Source organism: Pseudoalteromonas sp. SG43-4 (genome assembly GCF_014164325.1).
GTDB classification, from domain to species: Bacteria; Pseudomonadota; Gammaproteobacteria; order Enterobacterales; family Alteromonadaceae; genus Pseudoalteromonas; species Pseudoalteromonas distincta.
Window position 1 is genome coordinate 68,247 of the sequence record NZ_JACJFB010000006.1, and the last position, 17,995, is coordinate 86,241.

The following is a 17,995-nucleotide window of genomic DNA, read 5'->3' on the forward strand; positions in this document are numbered from 1 at the left end:
ACATCGCTTACAAAAAAAGCGCCAAAAGGCGCTTTTATATTCAGGAATGTTTAATTTTAGTGTTCAAACATCGCTGAGATAGATTCTTCGTTACTAATACGACGAATAGTCTCTGCTAACATGTCAGCAAGCGTAAGTACCTTAACTTTATCAAGGGCTTTAAGCTCATCAGATAGCGGAATTGAGTCAGTTACAATTACTTCATCAATCATTGAGTCACGTAAGTTTTCGGCTGCTTTACCTGAAAGGATAGGGTGCGTTGCGTATGCAAATACACGCTTAGCGCCATGTTCTTTAAGTGCTTCTGCGGCTTTACACAATGTACCACCGGTATCAATCATATCATCTACGATAATACAATCACGACCTTCAACGTCACCAATAATGTGCATTACTTGAGAAACATTTGCTTGAGGGCGACGTTTATCAATGATTGCTAAATCGGTATCGTTTAGTAGTTTTGCAATTGCACGAGCACGTACAACACCACCGATATCTGGAGATACAACAACGACGTCTTCAAAGTCGCGTTCTTTCATATCTTCAAGTAATACAGGGCTGCCAAATACGTTATCTACAGGTACATCAAAGAAGCCTTGGATTTGTTCAGCGTGTAAATCAACCGTAAGAACACGGTCAACACCAACACTTGATAAGAAATCTGCAACAACTTTAGCGGTAATTGGAACACGAGCAGAACGTACACGACGGTCTTGGCGCGCATAACCAAAATAAGGAATGACGGCAGTAATACGACCTGCAGATGCACGACGTAGAGCATCAACCATAACGATAAGTTCCATCAGGTTATCGTTTGTAGGGGCACAGGTTGATTGCAAGATAAAAACGTCCGAGCCACGAACATTTTCATTTATTTGAACACTGATCTCACCGTCGCTAAAACGGCCAACAACAGCATCGCCTAATTCAATATATAAACGTTTTGCAACTTTTTGAGCTAACTCAGGTGTTGCGTTACCAGCGAAGAGCTTCATGTCAGGCACGGTAGGGTTCCTCAGGCACTGAATATTTGGACTAACGGGCAATGATAAATTTCACTGCGGGTTAACTTATGATTACTTGTACGTTACTTCATTGATCGAATATGGCGGTTAACTCCGTATGAGCAGGTGAGACATTTGCGCTTGAAGCCACAAAACCCTGCCAAGTATGGGGGAGATTTTCAAGTACATCTTGTGCTTGAACTTGGCTAGCAAATTCGACAAAACAACATGAACCTGTTCCGGTCATCTTCGACGGTGCGTATTTTAGCAACCACTGGAGGGTTTTTTCAACCTCGGGGCAAAGCTTTTTAACTAAAGGCTCACAATCGTTGGTCAAAGTATGGTGTTTCCAGTCGCCTATTATTTTTGGTGTGTCGCGTTTTAAATCTGGATGTGTAAATATTTTTGCGGTACTTACATGTTGGTTAGGGTGTACAACGCAGTACCATTTTTGTTCAAGTGTTACGTGGTGTAGTTTTTCACCAATACCGTGCGCTATGGCGCTTTGACCTTGTATGAACACTGGAACATCTGCCCCTAACTTGAGCCCCAATTGTGCTAGTGTTTCTAAATTTAGTGCCAATTTCCATAACTTATTTAGGGCTAATAAAGTACTCGCTGCGTCAGATGAACCTCCTCCAACACCGCCCCCCATCGGCAAGCGCTTAATTAAATTTATTTTTACACCCAAAGAGGTTTTACAGTGTGTTTGTAATAATAAAGCCGCTTTATAGATGAGATTATCATTTAGAGGGATGTCTTTAGTATCACCACCGACAGAAATACTCCCATCTGTTGTTAACTCAAAATGCAGCTCATCGCCAAAATTTAAAAAAGTAAATAAGGTTTCAAGTTCATGATAGCCATCTTCTCGGCGAGCATTAATATGTAAAAATAAATTGAGTTTTGCCGGAGCAATAAGTGAAAAAGAGGTTTTGTTATTCATACTTATTTAAACTGCCAATCGTATAGTTGAATTTTAATTTTTATTTGTTGGTGCTTTAACGTCAGTTTAGTAGGTAACCAGTAACCTGCGTTTTGTACATAGGCGCCATAATCTATTTGCCATTTTTTGCCTGTATTATCAAACCATAATACTTGCTTTGCACGCCCAAGCTCATCAACAATTAAACTTTCATCGTCAATAGTGCCTTTAAGCCAGTTATCGGCATTATCAACCGGTAGTGTAAAACCCGTTAATCGTTTTAAAAGCTCTGCAGCGTTAGTATCAAAGTATTGTTCACCGTCAAACTCTAATTCAGCACCGTTAGCTGTTTGTTTAAGCGACAAAATACGAGTACCAATAAAAGTAGTCAGTATTAAATTATTGGAATATGTTGTTTGCTGCCAATTTAAGTTTGCAGATTGACGCTCTTCTGGGCTAATAAATGCAAGTTTACCTTCTACTTGCCAAGTTTTTTGAGCAGCTAAACGTGGTTTCCAATCATCATAAAGTGTTGTTTTTGTATCAATTTGATGAGCACAGCCACCTAAAAACAAAAAAAACATGAATAAAATCAAATATTGTCGAATCAAATGTTGTTCCTTACTTTCCATATTCCGCTGATTTTTGGTAAAATTACCGCCTTTGAAGTAGGGCTCAGCAATATTTGGCAAATATGACCATAATAGCACTAGGTATAAATCACAAAACCGCATCCGTAGAATTACGTGAAAAAGTGGCTTTTTCGCCTGAGCAAATTTCAGAGGCGTTGCAACAATTAAGTGGCCATGCCGACTTTAATGAAGCGGTTATTGTGTCTACCTGCAATCGAACCGAGATCTATTGTAGCCTCGCTCAGCAAAATTCCCAAACACTGTTGAGCTGGCTTGCCAGTTTCCATGGTTTGGATGAACATGAACTGAGCAAAAACACTTATTGCTACGAAGATAACGATGCTATTAATCACTTAATGCGCGTGGCGTGTGGGTTGGATTCATTGGTGTTGGGCGAACCGCAAATTTTGGGGCAAATAAAACAATCGTTTTTTAGTGCTAAAAACCACGATGCAGTAGGTGTTACGTTTGATAGGTTGTTTCAAAAAACATTTTCAGTAGCGAAACAAGTTAGAACTGAAACCGATATTGGCGCAAGTGCTGTATCGGTAGCGTTTGCTGCAGTTAACTTGGCAAAGCATATTTATGGCAAGCTTGATAAGACCAATGTGTTATTAATTGGCGCAGGTGAAACCATTGAATTGGTTGCTAAACATTTATACCAAAATGAGCCTCAAAATATCACTGTTGCAAATAGAACTATTGAGCGAGCTCGTAACTTAGCTGATGAAGTGTCGGCAGATGTGATTGCTTTGGCGCAATTGCCTGAGCGTTTGCATAAAGCCGATATAGTGATTAGTTCTACAGCCAGCACTTTGCCTATTATTGGTAAAGGGGTGGTTGAGCAGGCGCTAAAGCAGCGACGTCACAAACCTATGCTATTTATAGATATAGCGGTTCCGCGTGATATAGAAAGCCAAGTTGGGGAGCTAGATGCTGCCTATTTATATTCCGTTGATGACTTACAAACCATTGTAAGCGAGAATATGGCAGCGCGCGAGCAAGCTGCACAGCAAGCGCAAATAATTATTACTGAACGCACCAAAGAATTTGCAATGTGGATGCGTTCACTCGATTCGGTAGATTTAATCCGCCATTATCGAAACGATGTACAAACAATTAAGTCTGAACTTGTAGAGCGTGCTGTTAGTCAGCTCAATACAGGTAAAGATGCAGAAAAAATTATATTAGAGCTCGCCAATAAATTAACCAATCGCTTAATGCACGCGCCTACCCGTGCAATACAAGATGCAGCGAAAAAAGGTGAAGTGGCGCAGCTAAACCAGTTGAAAAAAATGTTAGGTATTGATCAGGAATAACCGTTAAATGAAAGAGTCTGTTTATAATAAATTAGAAACCTTAGTAGAGCGTTATGAAGAAGTACAAGCGCTGCTAAGCGACCCGTCGGTCATTAGTGATCAAAACCGTTTTCGTGCGCTTTCAAAAGAGTATTCTGAGCTTGAAGAGATTGTAAAAACGTTTTTAAACTATAAAGAAACGCAAGACGATTTAGCCAGTGCAGAAGAAATGCTTAAAGATTCTGACCCTGAAATGCGTGAAATGGCGCAAGAAGAATATAAAGAAGCAAAAGCACAAATACTAGTGATTGAAGATCAAATTCAAGTATTAATGTTGCCAAAAGATCCGCGTGATAACAACAACGTGTTTGTTGAAGTACGTGCAGGGACGGGCGGCGATGAAGCGGCTATTTTTGCTGGTGACTTATTTCGTATGTACAGCCGCTACGCAGAAAATAAAAAATGGAAAGTAGAAGTTGTAAGCACCAATGAAGGTGAGCATGGCGGTTACAAAGAAGTTATTGCAAATATCAGTGGCGAAGGCGTTTACGGTCAATTAAAGTTTGAATCAGGCGTACATCGCGTACAACGTGTACCAGAGACTGAATCACAAGGTCGTGTTCATACCTCAGCGTGTACTGTTGCGGTTATGGCAGAAGTACCAGAAGCTGAAGCGATACAAATTAATACAGCAGATTTAAAAGTTGATACATTTCGTGCATCAGGCGCAGGTGGTCAGCACGTAAATAAAACTGATTCTGCTATTCGACTTACACATATACCTACCGGTGTTGTGGTTGAGTGTCAGGATCAGCGTTCGCAGCATAAAAACCGCGCTAAAGCGATGTCAGTACTTGCAGCTCGACTGCAACAAGCTGAAGATGAAAAACGCCATGCGGCAGAAGCCTCTGAACGTCGTGACTTGGTAGGTAGTGGCGATCGTTCTGAGCGTATTCGTACTTATAACTACCCGCAAGGTCGTATTACCGATCACCGTATTAACTTAACACTTTATCGTTTAAACGAAGTGGTAGCCGGTGATTTAAGTGCGATTATTGACCCATTAATGCAAGAGCATCAAGCTGACTTACTTGCGGCCATGGGCGACGAGTAATTGTGGCTCACACTCTTGAACAAGCAATTGCTGCAGGTGCTGACTTATTAGCACTTAGCAGCGAAAGTGCTAAATTAGATGCACAAGTTTTACTTCTTCATATACTTCAAAAACCTCGCAGTTACCTTTTTACTTGGCCAGAACATGCGCTTAGTGATGAGCAACAATCGCAGTTTAATGTATTTATCCAAAGACGTTTAAAAGGTGAGCCCGTAGCCCATATAACTGGGCTGCGTGAATTTTGGAGCTTATCGCTTGAAGTTAACGCAACGACCCTAATACCTCGACCAGATACTGAAACATTAGTCGAGCAAGCACTTGAAATAGCGCTACCCGCTACAGCAAAGGTGCTTGATTTAGGCACTGGTACTGGTGCAATAGCGTTGGCACTGGGTAGTGAAATGCCTAATTGGCAAATTACGGCAGTAGATAGAGTAAGCGATGCAGTTGCACTTGCTACACGTAACCAGCAGCGATTAGCGATTAATAATGTACATGTTAAACAAAGTAACTGGTTTAGTGAGTTGCATGGCGAAAAATTCAATTTAATTGTCACTAACCCTCCTTATATAGAAAGTAGTGATATACATTTAAATCAGGGTGATGTGCGCTTTGAGCCTTTATCGGCATTAGTGGCTGATGATTGCGGAATGTCTGATATTAAACAAATAATTACACAATCACGTGACTATTTGTCATCTAATGGCTATCTTTTAATAGAACACGGTTTTGAGCAAGGTGAAGCTGTTCGTCATTTTTTTGAAAAAATGGCGTTTGTTAATATTAAAACAGTGAAAGACCTTGGTAACAATGACCGTGTAACACTTGCACTGTGGCCCTAGAGAATAATAATTGCCTACTAGTGCGTTAAATAATGCCATGAAGGAATTTCGACTATGATGGGTGATTTTTTATTTTCAGATGAACCAGAAGAAACAATCGATGAGATTGAACACGGTACCTGGAAAGTATTAATCGTTGATGATGAACCTGAAGTTCATGCTGTTACAAAACTAGCACTGAGTGATTTTGAATTTCAAAATAAACGCTTAGAGTTTATTAGTGCTTACTCAGGTGCTGAAGCGAAAGAGCTCATAAAAGAGCATCCAGATGCCGCTATTGTGCTACTTGACGTGGTAATGGAAACCGACGACGCTGGTTTGCAGGTTGCTAAGTTTATTCGTGAAGAAGCTAAAAATAATCATATACGGATTATTTTAAGAACAGGCCAACCTGGCCAGGCACCTGAACGTCAAGTCATTATTAATTATGATATTAACGATTACAAATCGAAAACGGAGCTAACGGCTCAAAAATTATTTACTGTTATTATGTCGAGCCTACGCTCGTATCGGGATATTATTTCGATTGAGCAGTCACGCGAAGGGCTTGAGAAAATAATTATAGCATCTCGTGATATTTTTTCTGCGCATTCAATAGAGCACTTTATTGAAGGCGTTATGCAGCAATTAACATCTTTATTGGGTATTGCTGATCAAGCTATGTATGCCACCACTTTAGTTGCACAAAACCCAGAACATGAAAAAAATAAAAAACTAATAGTTTGCTCTGGCACTGGCGATTTTGAAAAAAGTGAAGGTAAAGAGCTTGATGAGGTATTACAAGCTGAGCAGTTAAGTGCGTGTCATCAGGCGCTTAATGATAAAAGTATCATTTATAAAGATAATTACTTATTTGCGTACTGCAGTAGTGAGTACAATCATAATTCAATGCTGTTCATATCAGGTGTCCCAAAGGATTTAACGGATACTCAGCGTCATTTAATCAAAATATTTTCTCAAAATGTGCAACTTGCCTTTGAAAATGTGCAGCTTCAGTCTGAAATAGAAGCGACACAACAAGAGCTTGTTTATAGGTTAAGTGAAGCAGTAGAGCAGCGCTCAACCGAGACAGGTAATCATGTTAAACGTGTAGCACATATTTGTCATATTTTAGCTGAGGGCTATGGTTTATCTAAACATGATGCAGATTTAGTAAGGTTGGCGTCTCCTCTTCATGATGTAGGTAAAGTGGGTATTCCTGATGCGATTTTAAACAAACCAGCAAAGTTAGAACCTCAAGAATGGGAAGTGATGAAAACCCATACTGATAAAGGCTATACTATTTTAAAAGACTCTCCCCATGAAATTGTGAGTACAGGTGCAATTATTGCAAAAGAGCATCATGAAAAATGGGATGGGTCTGGTTACCCACAAGGTCTAAGCGGAAACGCAATTAATGTATTTGGTCGCATAGTCGCACTTGCTGATGTATACGATGCACTTCGCCATAAACGGTGTTATAAAGAGCCTTGGACATTACAAAATGTGGTTGATGAAATTAATGCTGAAAAAGGCACACATTTTGAACCAAAAATGGTTGAAGTATTTAACGAAAAGCTTGATGAGTTAGAGGCGGTTCTTAGCCGTTTTCCTGATTAGATTTTTATAAAACAGAAGTACAGGGGCATATGGATTATTTAGCAGTAAAGCACTCGCACATGGCAATTGCGATGTTAAGTGTAATATTATTTTATGTTCGCGCTTTTTCGCGAATGGGCAGTGGTAAATTAGCAAAAAATAAAGCGGTAATGATTGGTAGTCACAGTATAGATACTTTATTATTAGTGTCTGCACTTACGCTTATATTTATGGCTAAAATTAATCCGTTTGAACAATATTGGCTATTAGAAAAAATAGTTTTAGTGGTTATATATATTGGTATTGGGGCTAAAAGCGCCCGACAAACAAAAATGGCGGCTAAAGTTGCTTACGTTTTAGTTAACACTGCTGTTATTTTAGCGATAGGTTATTTAGCGACGTCTAAATCAGCTTTTTTGCTTTAAGTAATATCTGACTATTTGAGCTTTATAGTTGTTTTGTAAAGCTCAAATACAACTCCCTCTCAGAAAATATTCAAATACACCTCTATATTGGTATATAGCTTTAAAGTTAGGTAAACTACGCCTTCGTTTTCTAAAATGTTGCAGTATTAATGACTACCCTCGGGTTTGACGAACACGATGAATCTTATCTTGATGATGCTTACGATGAATTTACACCTCCAGCGATTTACCGCTGTATTAAAGCAGAGTCAAAGTGGGACCCTCAGATAGATTTAACACCATGTTATGAAACTTTAACTGACTTTGAACAGCAAATTTCAGCGCTGTGTTTAAAAGTGAGTGATGAGCACGATCGCCTCGAAAAATTATTAGATATGTTTTACAGTGATTGGCTATTTAGTGCATCAGGTTTAAAAGTGCCTGAATATAAATTAAATACATTGAGCTATACGCTTTCTATGCGCAGTGGTTCACCTACAACACTGGCAATTATACTTTGTCATTTTTTACAACAAGCTAACTGTGACGCGAACCTTAGTCTTACCCAAGGTGATGTTGGTGTACATGTGGCGATTAGTGATGAAGAAGGCTACATAATAGAGCCAAGCAGTGGACAACAAAGTTGGTATATTATCCCTGAAAACGCAGATGAAGATGATGGTCAAGAGCAAGAGCCACTAGAACTGATTTTTGATGACGAAGTATATAAGTTATTTTTAGCTCAGCAAAAATGGTCTTTCATTAGCGAAAATAAATTTGGTCATGCTTTAACCTGTGTAGAGATGCTAATGGAGTTAATAGGCGACGACCCGTATGAGAGACGCGACAGAGGTTACTTATTAAATCAGCTCGGTTGCCCTAAAATGGCACGTGATGATTTACAGTTTTTTGTAGATGAGTGTCCGGACGATCCTGCAATAGAGATTATTCAACACCAAATAGAAGAACTAGAAGATAATAATAAAACGCACCATTAAGAATAGGAATAATTATGGTTGAAACTCAAAGCGCATTAATTACAAATGATGCCGTTGTGCTTGGTTTACTTGCTATTATTTTGGGGTTTATTTTTAAAACCTCAAACAGTGAGCGTCCAGCTTTAAAACGATTTTATAAATACGTACCTGCTTTATTACTGTGTTACTTTTTACCTTCGTTATTAAATACCTTTGGTATTGTAGATGGTAATAAATCTAATGTTTATTATGTGGCTTCGCGCTACTTACTACCTGCCTGTTTAATACTACTTACCATTAGTATTGATTTAAAAGCGATTATTAACTTAGGCCCTAAAGCACTTATTATGTTTTTAGTGGGTACTTTAGGCATTGTTATTGGTGGGCCATTAGCTATTTTTATGGTGAGCGCATTTGACCCAAGTATTGTTGGTGGGCATGGCCCAGATGCCGTATGGCGCGGTATGACAACTGTTGCAGGTAGCTGGATTGGCGGCGGTGCTAACCAAGCATCAATGAAAGAAATGTTTGAAGTTGGTGGTGATATATTTTCTGTAATGATTACAGTCGATGTAATTGTCGCTAATATTTGGATGGCTGTTTTATTGTTAATGGCAGCAAATCATAAAAAGATTGATGCAGCGACGGGTGCTGATACAAGCGCAATTGAAGACTTGAAAAAGCGTGTGGAAGAATATCACGCAGAACATGCACGCATTCCAACTCTTAATGATTACATGACGCTGATTGCAATTGCATTTGGTATAACTGGCTTAGCACACTTTTGCGCTGACTTTTTGGGGCCGTACTTTGGCACTACTTATGAATGGGCAAAAGAATACAGCTTAAACAGTAAATTCTTTTGGCTAATTGTTATATCAACAACGATTGGCATAGGCTTATCGTTTACTAAAGTGAGGCAAATAGAAGCGTTTGGCGCTTCAAAAGTAGCTTCTAGCTTTTTATATATTTTGGTTGCATCGATTGGCTTACACATGAATGTAACCGCTATTTTCAATAACCCCGGGCTATTTTTAGTGGGCGCAATTTGGATGTTAGTGCATGCAAGCATTATGTTAATTGTGGCTAAACTGATTAAAGCACCGTTATTTTATATGGCTGTGGGTTCTCAGGCTAATGTGGGGGGCGCAGCGTCAGCACCTGTTGTAGCATCAGCGTTTCATCCATCATTAGCGCCTGTTGGAGTCTTGTTAGCTGTACTAGGCTACGGTGTGGGTACTTATATGGCTTATATTTGTGGATTAATGATGCAAGCAGTTGCACCTTAAGGAATTTAAATGAAAGATCAAATTATTAAAATTAATGAAATTGAACTTGCAAACAATAAACCGTTTGTACTGTTTGGTGGTATTAACGTATTAGAATCTCGCGATTTAGCAATGCGTGTTGCAGAGCATTACGTAGAAGTTACGACGAAACTAAATATTCCTTATGTATTTAAGGCCTCATTTGATAAAGCTAATCGCTCTTCAATCAATTCGTACCGTGGTCCAGGTATGGAAGAAGGTTTAAAAATATTCGAAGAAATTAAAAACACGTTTAAAATTCCACTGATTACTGACGTACATGAACCGCATCAAGCTGCACCTGTTGCAGAAGTTGTTGATGTAATTCAGTTACCTGCTTTTTTAGCGCGTCAAACAGATTTAGTTGTGGCGATGGCTAAAACAGGTGCAATTATTAATGTGAAAAAACCACAGTTTTTAGCGCCACATGAAATGCGTCATATCATTACTAAATTTAATGAAGCTGGTAATAACAACGTAGCCCTTTGTGAGCGTGGTTCTAGCTTTGGTTACAACAACCTTGTGGTTGATATGCTGGGTATGGATGACATGAAGGCAATGGCACCTGTTATTTTTGATGCAACACATGCGCTACAACGCCCTGGTGGACGAGCTGACTCTGCTGATGGTCGTCGTGCACAAGCTGCAGAGCTTGCGCGCAGCGGTATGGCATTGGGTATTGCTGGTTTATTTATCGAAGCGCATCCAAATCCTAACGAAGCTAAATGTGATGGCCCATGTGCGTTAGCGCTTAGCAAGTTAGAAGGGTACTTAACGCAAATGAAAGCGGTTGATGATTTAATTAAAAGTTTTGCCCCACTTGATACAAGTGCAAGCGATTTATAATTAAGCATGATGTTTATTAAAAAGCGACTCAGGTCGCTTTTTTTATGCCTTTAATATACACAAACTTATATGATGTATATAATCTCACGCATAAGAAAAACTAATTCTAAGCTTGGTTATTATGTCAAGACGGGTACCTCCATTAAACGCATTAAAAGCCTTTGAAGCGGCTGCACGCCATTTAAGTTTTACAAAAGCTGCAGAAGAGCTTTATGTAACGCAGGCGGCAGTAAGTCATCAAATAAAAACACTTGAAGAGCATTTAGGGCTGAAGTTGTTTTTACGTAAAAACCGCTCTTTATTGTTGACTGAAGAAGGCCAAGGCTATTTTTTAGATATTAAAGAGATTTTTACTCAGCTTATTGATGCAACTGAAAAGCTATTAGCTCGTGGCGCTAAGGGCTCACTAACGGTAAGCCTAACCCCTAGTTTTGCTATTCAGTGGTTAGTGCCTCGTTTGAGTTTGTTTAATGAGTTACATCCAGAGATAGATGTGCGAATAAAAGCACAAGACCAAGATGAAAACTCACTCACGGATGACGTAGATATTGCTATTTATTATGGAAGGGGTCATTGGAATGGCGTACAAGCGTACAAGCTTCATACCGAATATTTAGTACCACTTTGTAGTCCTATGTTATTAAGCGGGTTAAAGCCGCTTGATCAACCTAGTGATTTAGCGCATCACACACTATTACACGACACTACACGTAAAAACTGGAAAACGTGGATGAAAACCGCAGGCGTGCGTAACATCCAGGTAAATCAAGGGCCTATATTTAGCCACTCCTCTATGGTGTTACAAGCAGCTGTACATGGACAAGGTGTGGCAATTGGCAATAGTGTATTAGCTAAACCCGACATAGACGCAGGGCGTTTGGTAATTCCGTTTAATCATAGCCTAGAGAGTAAAAATGCGTATTACTTAGTGCTTCGTGAGTCGCAAACAGAGCTTGGTAAAATAGTTTCGTTTAAAGAGTGGATGCTGAGCTTAGTAGAGCATGAGCAAGAACATGAGTATTAATAATGATTGAATGGTTTAAAAGCACGGAGCAACCTGCAATAGCACAGTTTATATTTGCACATGGCGCAGGTGCTGGTAGCGATTCTGACTTTATGCAGCACATGGCAAAATTAATAAGCGAGCAGGGTGTTGATGTTGGTTTATTTGATTTTGAATATATGCAAATCGCTAAACAAACTAATAAACGCAGGCCTCCTGAGCGAGCACCAAAGTTACTTATTTATTATGAACGAGTGCTAACGAATGCGCAGCCAGATTTGCCGTTGTTTATAGGCGGTAAATCGATGGGCGGTCGCATGGCATCAATGCTTGCATGTAGTACAGAGCAAAGCCTTTCAGGTGTTATAGCATTTGGTTATCCATTTCATCCGCCGGGTAAGCCAGAAAAATTACGCACCGATCATTTTGCTGATATTGTTTGCCCTTTTTTAGTATTACAGGGCGAGCGAGATACATTTGGTACACGTGAAGAACTTCTTACTATGAAAATGCCAAAGCAGTCTTTGTTTACTTGGCTGAGTGATGGCGATCACTCATTAAAACCACGTAAAAAAAGTGGCGTAACTGAACTGCAGAATAGAGAAACAGCAGCGTTAAGTGCTGTTGAATTTATTAAGCAACAAATTGAGATACGTTAAGACTCGAGCAGGGGGTTAGATGATTAAATTATTTTTAATGACCGGTAGTATTTTTTGTATGCTTTCGGTGATGTTAGGTGCATTTGCTGCCCATGGTTTAAAAAGCCGCTTATCGGAGTATTCATTAGGCGTTTTTAAAACGGCTGCTGAGTATCAAATGGTACATGGACTTGCACTTATTGCGGTGGCTATTTTAATTAAATGGGGCATAAACCTGAGTTGGGCTGGTGGCTTTTTTATAATGGGCACACTACTTTTTAGTGGTAGTTTATATTTACTCGCTCTAACAGGAATGAAGTGGCTTGGGCCTATAACACCGCTTGGTGGGTTGTGCTTTATTATTGGTTGGATTGTTATTTTAGTGCAAGTTGCACGATTTAAGTTTTAAAGAGTTTAAGGGTTAATATGTCTAGTGTTGTGATTTTTTGTCGTAGTGGTTTTGAAAACGATGCTGCTGCTGAAATAACGTTTCATGCTGCAGAGCAAGGTTTTGCAGGGTATGTAAAAGCAAAACCAAATACAGGTTATGTTGTTTACGAATGTTTTGAAGCGCATCACAGCGATGAAATAATCAAAAAAGTTGATTTTAAAAACATGGTGTTTGCACGTCAATGGTTTGCCGGCACATTACTTGAAAACATGCCAGTAGAGGACCGTGTGAGCGCAGTAGTTGAAGCTGCTAAAGATTTTACATTGTGCTCAGAACTGCGCGTTGAAACGCCAGACACAAACGAAGGCAAAGAGCTTTTAACGTTCTGTAAAAAAATCTCAACACCGCTTAAAAAAGCCCTCGAAAAACAAAATACTGTACTACGTGAGCCAAAAGCAAATCGCCCAGTAATGCATGTCATGTTTTTAACAAACAATACGGCTTATGTTGGTTACTCGTATAGCTTTAATAATTCTCCATTTTTCATGGGTATTTTGCGCCTTCGTATGCCAAGCGATGCACCGAGTCGCTCAACGTTAAAACTCGATGAAGCATTTAACGTATTTATACCTGAGCAACAACGCGAGTCACGCGTAGCTGCCGGTATGCGCAGTGTTGATTTAGGTGCATGCCCTGGTGGTTGGACTTATCAGCTTGTACGCCGTGGTATGTTTGTAAGTGCGATTGATAACGGCCCAATGAATGACGATTTAATGCAAACTGGGCAAGTTAAACATTTTAGAGCCGACGGTTTTAAATATCGCCCAGAAAAAAGAAATATTACTTGGTTAGTGTGCGATATGGTGGAAAAACCGACCAAAGTGACTACGCTAATGATTGACTGGGCAGTAAATGCATACGCAAAAGAGTTTATATTTAACTTAAAGCTGCCTATGAAAAAACGCTTTGATAGTGTTTATGAATGTCTTTCGATGATCAGAAAAGAGCTTGAGAAACAAGGTATCAATTACGAGTTGCAAGCTAAACATCTATATCATGATCGTGAGGAAATAACCGTTCATTTAAACGTTACTAAGGTGCCACAAAATTTGTATAGTTAATATGTAGAGGCTAAAAGTGGTAAAAAACAATATTAATAAATGGCTAAGTTTACTTTTTTTATCACTTTTAATCACAGGCTGTGGCGGGGGAGGCGAAAGTAGTGATACAACTACGGCCCCTGGTAACGCTGCGCCCAGTGTTACGCTTTCGGTTAGCAGTAACGTTATTACTTCTAATCAATCATTTACTATTACAGCGCTTGCAAGTGATAGCGACGGACAAATTGCCAGCTATCAATGGCAACAACTTAGCGGGCCTGAGTTTACGTTTACCTCTAACGGTAACACGCTTACAGCCACTGCACCTAGTGTAACAACCGATACGACCTTTAGCTTTTCGGTTACAGTTACTGACAACTCAGCTGCTACTGCACAACAAGTTTTTTCAGGCACTATCATCTCTCAAAATAATGCTCCTACAGTTAATATAACAGGCCCAAGTAGTGCACTTGCCAGCACACAAGTTAGTTTAGTTGCTAACGCTCAAGATACAGATGGCACTATAAGTAATATTAATTGGATTCAGTCTGCTGGGGACAATGTTGAGTTTTCACAAACTGATGGAGTCCTTAGTTTTACCGCCCCTAATGTATCTGAAAATACAACACTAGGTTTTAGCGTAACCGTAACTGACAATGCAGGTAAAAGCGCTCAAGCGAGTAAAACGGTTTTAATTAATCAAGTAAATAGCGCGCCAACAGTCATTGTTACAGGCCCTGAAGAAGCTGAAAAAGGCGTTAGTGTAACCTTAGTTGCAGATGCACAAGACAGCGATGGTAGTATTAATAGCATAACTTGGCAGCAAATAAGTGGTCCTGTAGTTGAACTTACTCAAACACAAACAAGCATTAGTTTTAATGCGCCCACTGTTGCACAAAATACCAATGTTACATTTGTGGTTACTGTAACCGATGACGATAACGCTACAAATAGCGCTCAAAAAACAGTTGTAGTATTAGCACCAAACAATCCACCAACTGCAGATGATGTAAGTATTAGCGTGCAATATAATCAAGCCACAGAATTTAGTTTAGTAGTTAGCGATGCCGATAACGATACCGTTCAGATTGATTTTGGTGATGATTTAAATGGTGCACAAATTAGTGTTATTGATGCACAAGCCTTACTTTTTAGCTACACGCCTCCTGCAAACAGTATCACTTCACAAAGCTATACGTTAACTGCGTCTGATTCAAAAGACACAACCGAATTTACCCTGAATATTACTGTGGTTGATTCAACGCCCGCTACAATTAGTAATGTAACACCCCAAAGTAATAATGACCCAGTTCTTGTAGATAGCCCTGTTAGTATTACATTTTCAGATATTATGCTAACGAGCACTTTAGCAGTTAATTCTAGTAGTGGTGTTTGTACAGGAAGCGTACAAGTGTCGGCAGATAATTTTACTACTTGCTTGGCCTTAAATATTGAAAGTTTGTCGGGTACTACTAGTGACACAAGTACTTATTTTCATACTGTAAATGTAAGCGCAAGCTTTAATGAAGATACCCAATATATTGTCCGTGTTACAGCTGATTTAACTAATTTTGATGATACGGCCATTGAAACGCAAACCGCTACTTCTTTTACTACCTCTAGCCAAGATATAAAAATAACTGAAGTTTCTTCTGTGCAATTTAGTAACGACTTACCTTGGATTGAAATTTATAACGGCACAGGGGCTGCTGTAAACTTACAGAGTTATTCGCTTAAAACCCGCAGTATTAATATGATTAATAGCTCGACTAGTGCAGAGACAACTTTTTCACTGCCCAATAAAGAGCTTGAAAATGGTGAGTACCTTATTTTACAAAGCAAGTTTGGAGATGATTTTTTAGTCAGTGCATCAGTTAACAACCCTAAAATAGCGCTTGTAGGTAATGCTAGTGATGAAATTAGACCTTATTGGTACATAAACGGTTTTGTAGAATTACTTAATAGTGCAGGTACACAAACAATCGACTTTGTAAAATTTGGTAACTCAGTACAAGAACCAGTAACGCCATCACAATGGCAAGGTGGTAACGCAGAGCAAATCATCTCCGAGCAAGGAGGCAGCTTAAAGCGCGAGCTTAATGCGACAGACACTAATCAAAGTACTGATTGGAGTTATTCTGTGTTTAACACACCCGCTGGGCCAAACAATATAAATTGCACAATAGATGATGATGAGGATGGTATTCCTGATTGCGCTGAGCAACAGGGTACAACATTCGCGGGTTTACCACTTTATGAGTGGGGGGCGCGTACCTCACAAAAAGATATATTTATTGAAGTTGATTATATGGACAGCAGTGATGTAGGTATTACTCCACATCGAACAGCACTTGAAAAAGTAGCCACTGTTTTTGCAGAAAAAGGCTATACAGTCCACTTTGACGTAGGTGATTTGTTTGATCAAAATACAAATACAGCACCGCAAAACTTTGATTTAGGTGGCGGAAATCTTGTCCCTTTTAATAGCTATACCCCGTTTGAATACGATTTAAGTAGCCCTAATTTATTTGCTTATAAAATGGAATATAGCGATATAACTCGCAGGCCCATTTTCCATTATTTATTAATGGCAAGTAGTGGTAACGAAGACGGTAGTATTAGTGGTTCGGGTATTGCTGAGATAAGCGGTAATGATTTAATGGTAACTATGGGGGGCTGGGGTTTAACGCTTGATACGCAAGTAGCAACCAATGTAACTTATAATTATCAAGCATCAACAATATTTCATGAGTTAGGTCATAACTTAGGTTTATACCATGGCGGTGATGAAGAAGTTAATTTTAAGCCTAATCATTTAAGCTCTATGAACTATTTATATCAATTAGCGGGTTTATCAACAATAGGTAATAACGAAGGCGATCGCTACTATGAGCGTTTTTACCCAGGCAATGCTAGTTGCGATATTGCACCAAATACTAATAGTCATTTAGGCTCTACGGATGATTTTATTATTAATTATTCAAATGGTAGTTCAGCAGATTTAAATGAAAGCACCATACTTGAAATACAGGGGTTAAATAGAAATAGCTCACTACCAGTTGATTTTAATTGTAATGCAATTAACACCGAAAGCTTAACCAGCTTTGATACTAACCAAGATAATACAATATCAATACTGAGTGATGTAGATGAGTGGAGCATGCTTAATTTACAGTTTTATATGCAAAGTGCAGGTAATCGATTTGGCGTGCCAAATACAAATAACAGTAAGGTGCATAATTTACAAAGCTCGCCTACTAATATTGAAACGCTTCCCAGTTATATAAAAGAAGCACAGCCAAGTAGTGCAATTATTGCTGAGTTAAAAGCAATTAAAGAGCAACAGTATGAAGCCGATGCTCAGCACTAAGTTTATTATCTTGAGTAGTTTTTTTAGCTTACTAATAGCGTGTAGCGATACTAACAATGCACGTGAGTGGTTACTAAAAAATGATAATTTGTATTATAAAAATACAGCTGTTGACTGGCGAATTGAATCAGTAAAGGACTGTAATACATGCGTTATAAGCCAAGATGTTGTTTATCAGCCTGAAGGTATTAGTCGTTATAATACGTTAATGCAGAGTCAGAATTGGGTCGCGGTACATGAACTAAGTAAAATCAATGTCATTCGTTTAAAGATGCCAGACCAAACACCTTATTTATACGTAGAGCGTGTAAAAGGTCAAATACTAAAGCTGTTTGATCAGCAGCAAAACTACAGTATAAAAATTGGTGAAGTTACAGCCGTTAATATTAATAATCAGCGCTTTAGTATTTTGATTAAAAAATTTGAAGAAGTAGATAAACAAAGCGATGCATTACCAAGGCGTGCATCGCTTGAGTTTATTGCTTTAAAAATAGATTAAAAAAAGCACCTTAGGTGCTTTTTAATCTAGAATGCGGTGTCCTTCGGATATTGAAAAAGTCAGCAAC

Annotated in this window: 17 protein-coding genes; 14 read left to right on the forward strand and 3 right to left on the reverse strand. The window is 39.0% G+C overall.

Annotation, left to right across the window (positions count from 1 at the left end; genetic code table 11):
• Window positions 1-56: 56 nt before the first annotated feature.
• The 3 genes from H5160_RS07825 to lolB form a co-directional block, all read right to left on the reverse strand.
• Entirely contained in the window at window positions 57-1,004 is a 948-nt protein-coding gene (locus tag H5160_RS07825) for a ribose-phosphate pyrophosphokinase (RefSeq protein WP_002958550.1), read from the reverse strand.
• Window positions 1,005-1,092: 88 nt separating this feature from the next.
• Window positions 1,093-1,950, reverse strand: coding sequence for a 4-(cytidine 5'-diphospho)-2-C-methyl-D-erythritol kinase (gene ispE, locus H5160_RS07830; RefSeq protein WP_154903382.1), 858 nt, complete (start codon window positions 1,948-1,950; stop codon window positions 1,093-1,095).
• A gap of 2 nt (window positions 1,951-1,952) precedes the next feature.
• Window positions 1,953-2,540 carry a lipoprotein insertase outer membrane protein LolB gene (gene lolB / locus H5160_RS07835; protein ID WP_182737188.1) on the reverse strand — a complete coding sequence of 196 codons (588 nt, stop codon included), beginning with the start codon at window positions 2,538-2,540 and terminating at the stop codon, window positions 1,953-1,955.
• 83 nt (window positions 2,541-2,623) lie between these two features.
• Here lolB and hemA point away from each other — a divergent pair, with 83 nt between their 5' ends.
• The 14 genes from hemA (at window position 2,624) to H5160_RS07905 (ending at window position 17,928) form a co-directional block, all read left to right on the forward strand.
• A complete protein-coding gene (gene hemA / locus H5160_RS07840; RefSeq protein ID WP_024594740.1) occupies window positions 2,624-3,880 on the forward strand; it encodes a glutamyl-tRNA reductase in 1,257 nt (418 codons plus the stop codon).
• A 7-nt stretch (window positions 3,881-3,887) separates the two neighbouring features.
• Window positions 3,888-4,973 carry a peptide chain release factor 1 gene (gene prfA / locus H5160_RS07845; protein ID WP_002958554.1) on the forward strand — a complete coding sequence of 362 codons (1,086 nt, stop codon included), beginning with the start codon at window positions 3,888-3,890 and terminating at the stop codon, window positions 4,971-4,973.
• Between the two features lie 2 nt (window positions 4,974-4,975).
• The gene (gene prmC / locus H5160_RS07850) at window positions 4,976-5,815 is read left to right on the forward strand and encodes a peptide chain release factor N(5)-glutamine methyltransferase (RefSeq protein ID WP_154903383.1); all 840 of its coding nucleotides are present in this window, start codon (window positions 4,976-4,978) and stop codon (window positions 5,813-5,815) included.
• A gap of 54 nt (window positions 5,816-5,869) precedes the next feature.
• Complete coding sequence (locus H5160_RS07855; protein WP_024595292.1) at window positions 5,870-7,414, forward strand: response regulator; 1,545 nt, start codon at window positions 5,870-5,872, stop codon at window positions 7,412-7,414.
• A 29-nt stretch (window positions 7,415-7,443) separates the two neighbouring features.
• Entirely contained in the window at window positions 7,444-7,818 is a 375-nt protein-coding gene (locus H5160_RS07860; RefSeq protein WP_024605422.1) for a SirB2 family protein, read from the forward strand.
• 149 nt (window positions 7,819-7,967) lie between these two features.
• Window positions 7,968-8,795: a tetratricopeptide repeat protein gene (locus H5160_RS07865; RefSeq protein ID WP_002958558.1), complete on the forward strand. Its 828-nt coding sequence runs from the start codon at window positions 7,968-7,970 to the stop codon at window positions 8,793-8,795.
• Between the two features lie 14 nt (window positions 8,796-8,809).
• On the forward strand, window positions 8,810-10,063 hold the full coding sequence (locus H5160_RS07870) for a DUF819 domain-containing protein (RefSeq protein ID WP_182737189.1): 1,254 nt from the start codon (window positions 8,810-8,812) through the stop codon (window positions 10,061-10,063).
• A 9-nt stretch (window positions 10,064-10,072) separates the two neighbouring features.
• Window positions 10,073-10,927 (forward strand): 3-deoxy-8-phosphooctulonate synthase, encoded by an 855-nt coding sequence (gene kdsA, locus H5160_RS07875; protein WP_002958560.1) that lies wholly within the window; start codon window positions 10,073-10,075, stop codon window positions 10,925-10,927.
• Between the two features lie 121 nt (window positions 10,928-11,048).
• Window positions 11,049-11,951 (forward strand): transcriptional regulator GcvA, encoded by a 903-nt coding sequence (locus tag H5160_RS07880; RefSeq protein WP_002958561.1) that lies wholly within the window; start codon window positions 11,049-11,051, stop codon window positions 11,949-11,951.
• Between the two features lie 2 nt (window positions 11,952-11,953).
• On the forward strand, window positions 11,954-12,589 hold the full coding sequence (locus tag H5160_RS07885; protein ID WP_182737190.1) for an alpha/beta family hydrolase: 636 nt from the start codon (window positions 11,954-11,956) through the stop codon (window positions 12,587-12,589).
• Window positions 12,590-12,608: 19 nt separating this feature from the next.
• A complete protein-coding gene (locus tag H5160_RS07890; protein WP_024595287.1) occupies window positions 12,609-12,977 on the forward strand; it encodes a DUF423 domain-containing protein in 369 nt (122 codons plus the stop codon).
• 17 nt (window positions 12,978-12,994) lie between these two features.
• Complete coding sequence (rlmM, locus tag H5160_RS07895; RefSeq protein WP_024605425.1) at window positions 12,995-14,080, forward strand: 23S rRNA (cytidine(2498)-2'-O)-methyltransferase RlmM; 1,086 nt, start codon at window positions 12,995-12,997, stop codon at window positions 14,078-14,080.
• 16 nt (window positions 14,081-14,096) lie between these two features.
• Window positions 14,097-17,429 (forward strand): PKD domain-containing protein, encoded by a 3,333-nt coding sequence (locus tag H5160_RS07900; protein ID WP_182737191.1) that lies wholly within the window; start codon window positions 14,097-14,099, stop codon window positions 17,427-17,429.
• Window positions 17,407-17,928, forward strand: coding sequence for a hypothetical protein (locus H5160_RS07905; protein WP_024605426.1), 522 nt, complete (start codon window positions 17,407-17,409; stop codon window positions 17,926-17,928). The genes H5160_RS07900 and H5160_RS07905 overlap by 23 nt, the downstream gene beginning before the upstream one ends.
• The last annotated feature ends 67 nt before the right edge of the window (window positions 17,929-17,995 follow it).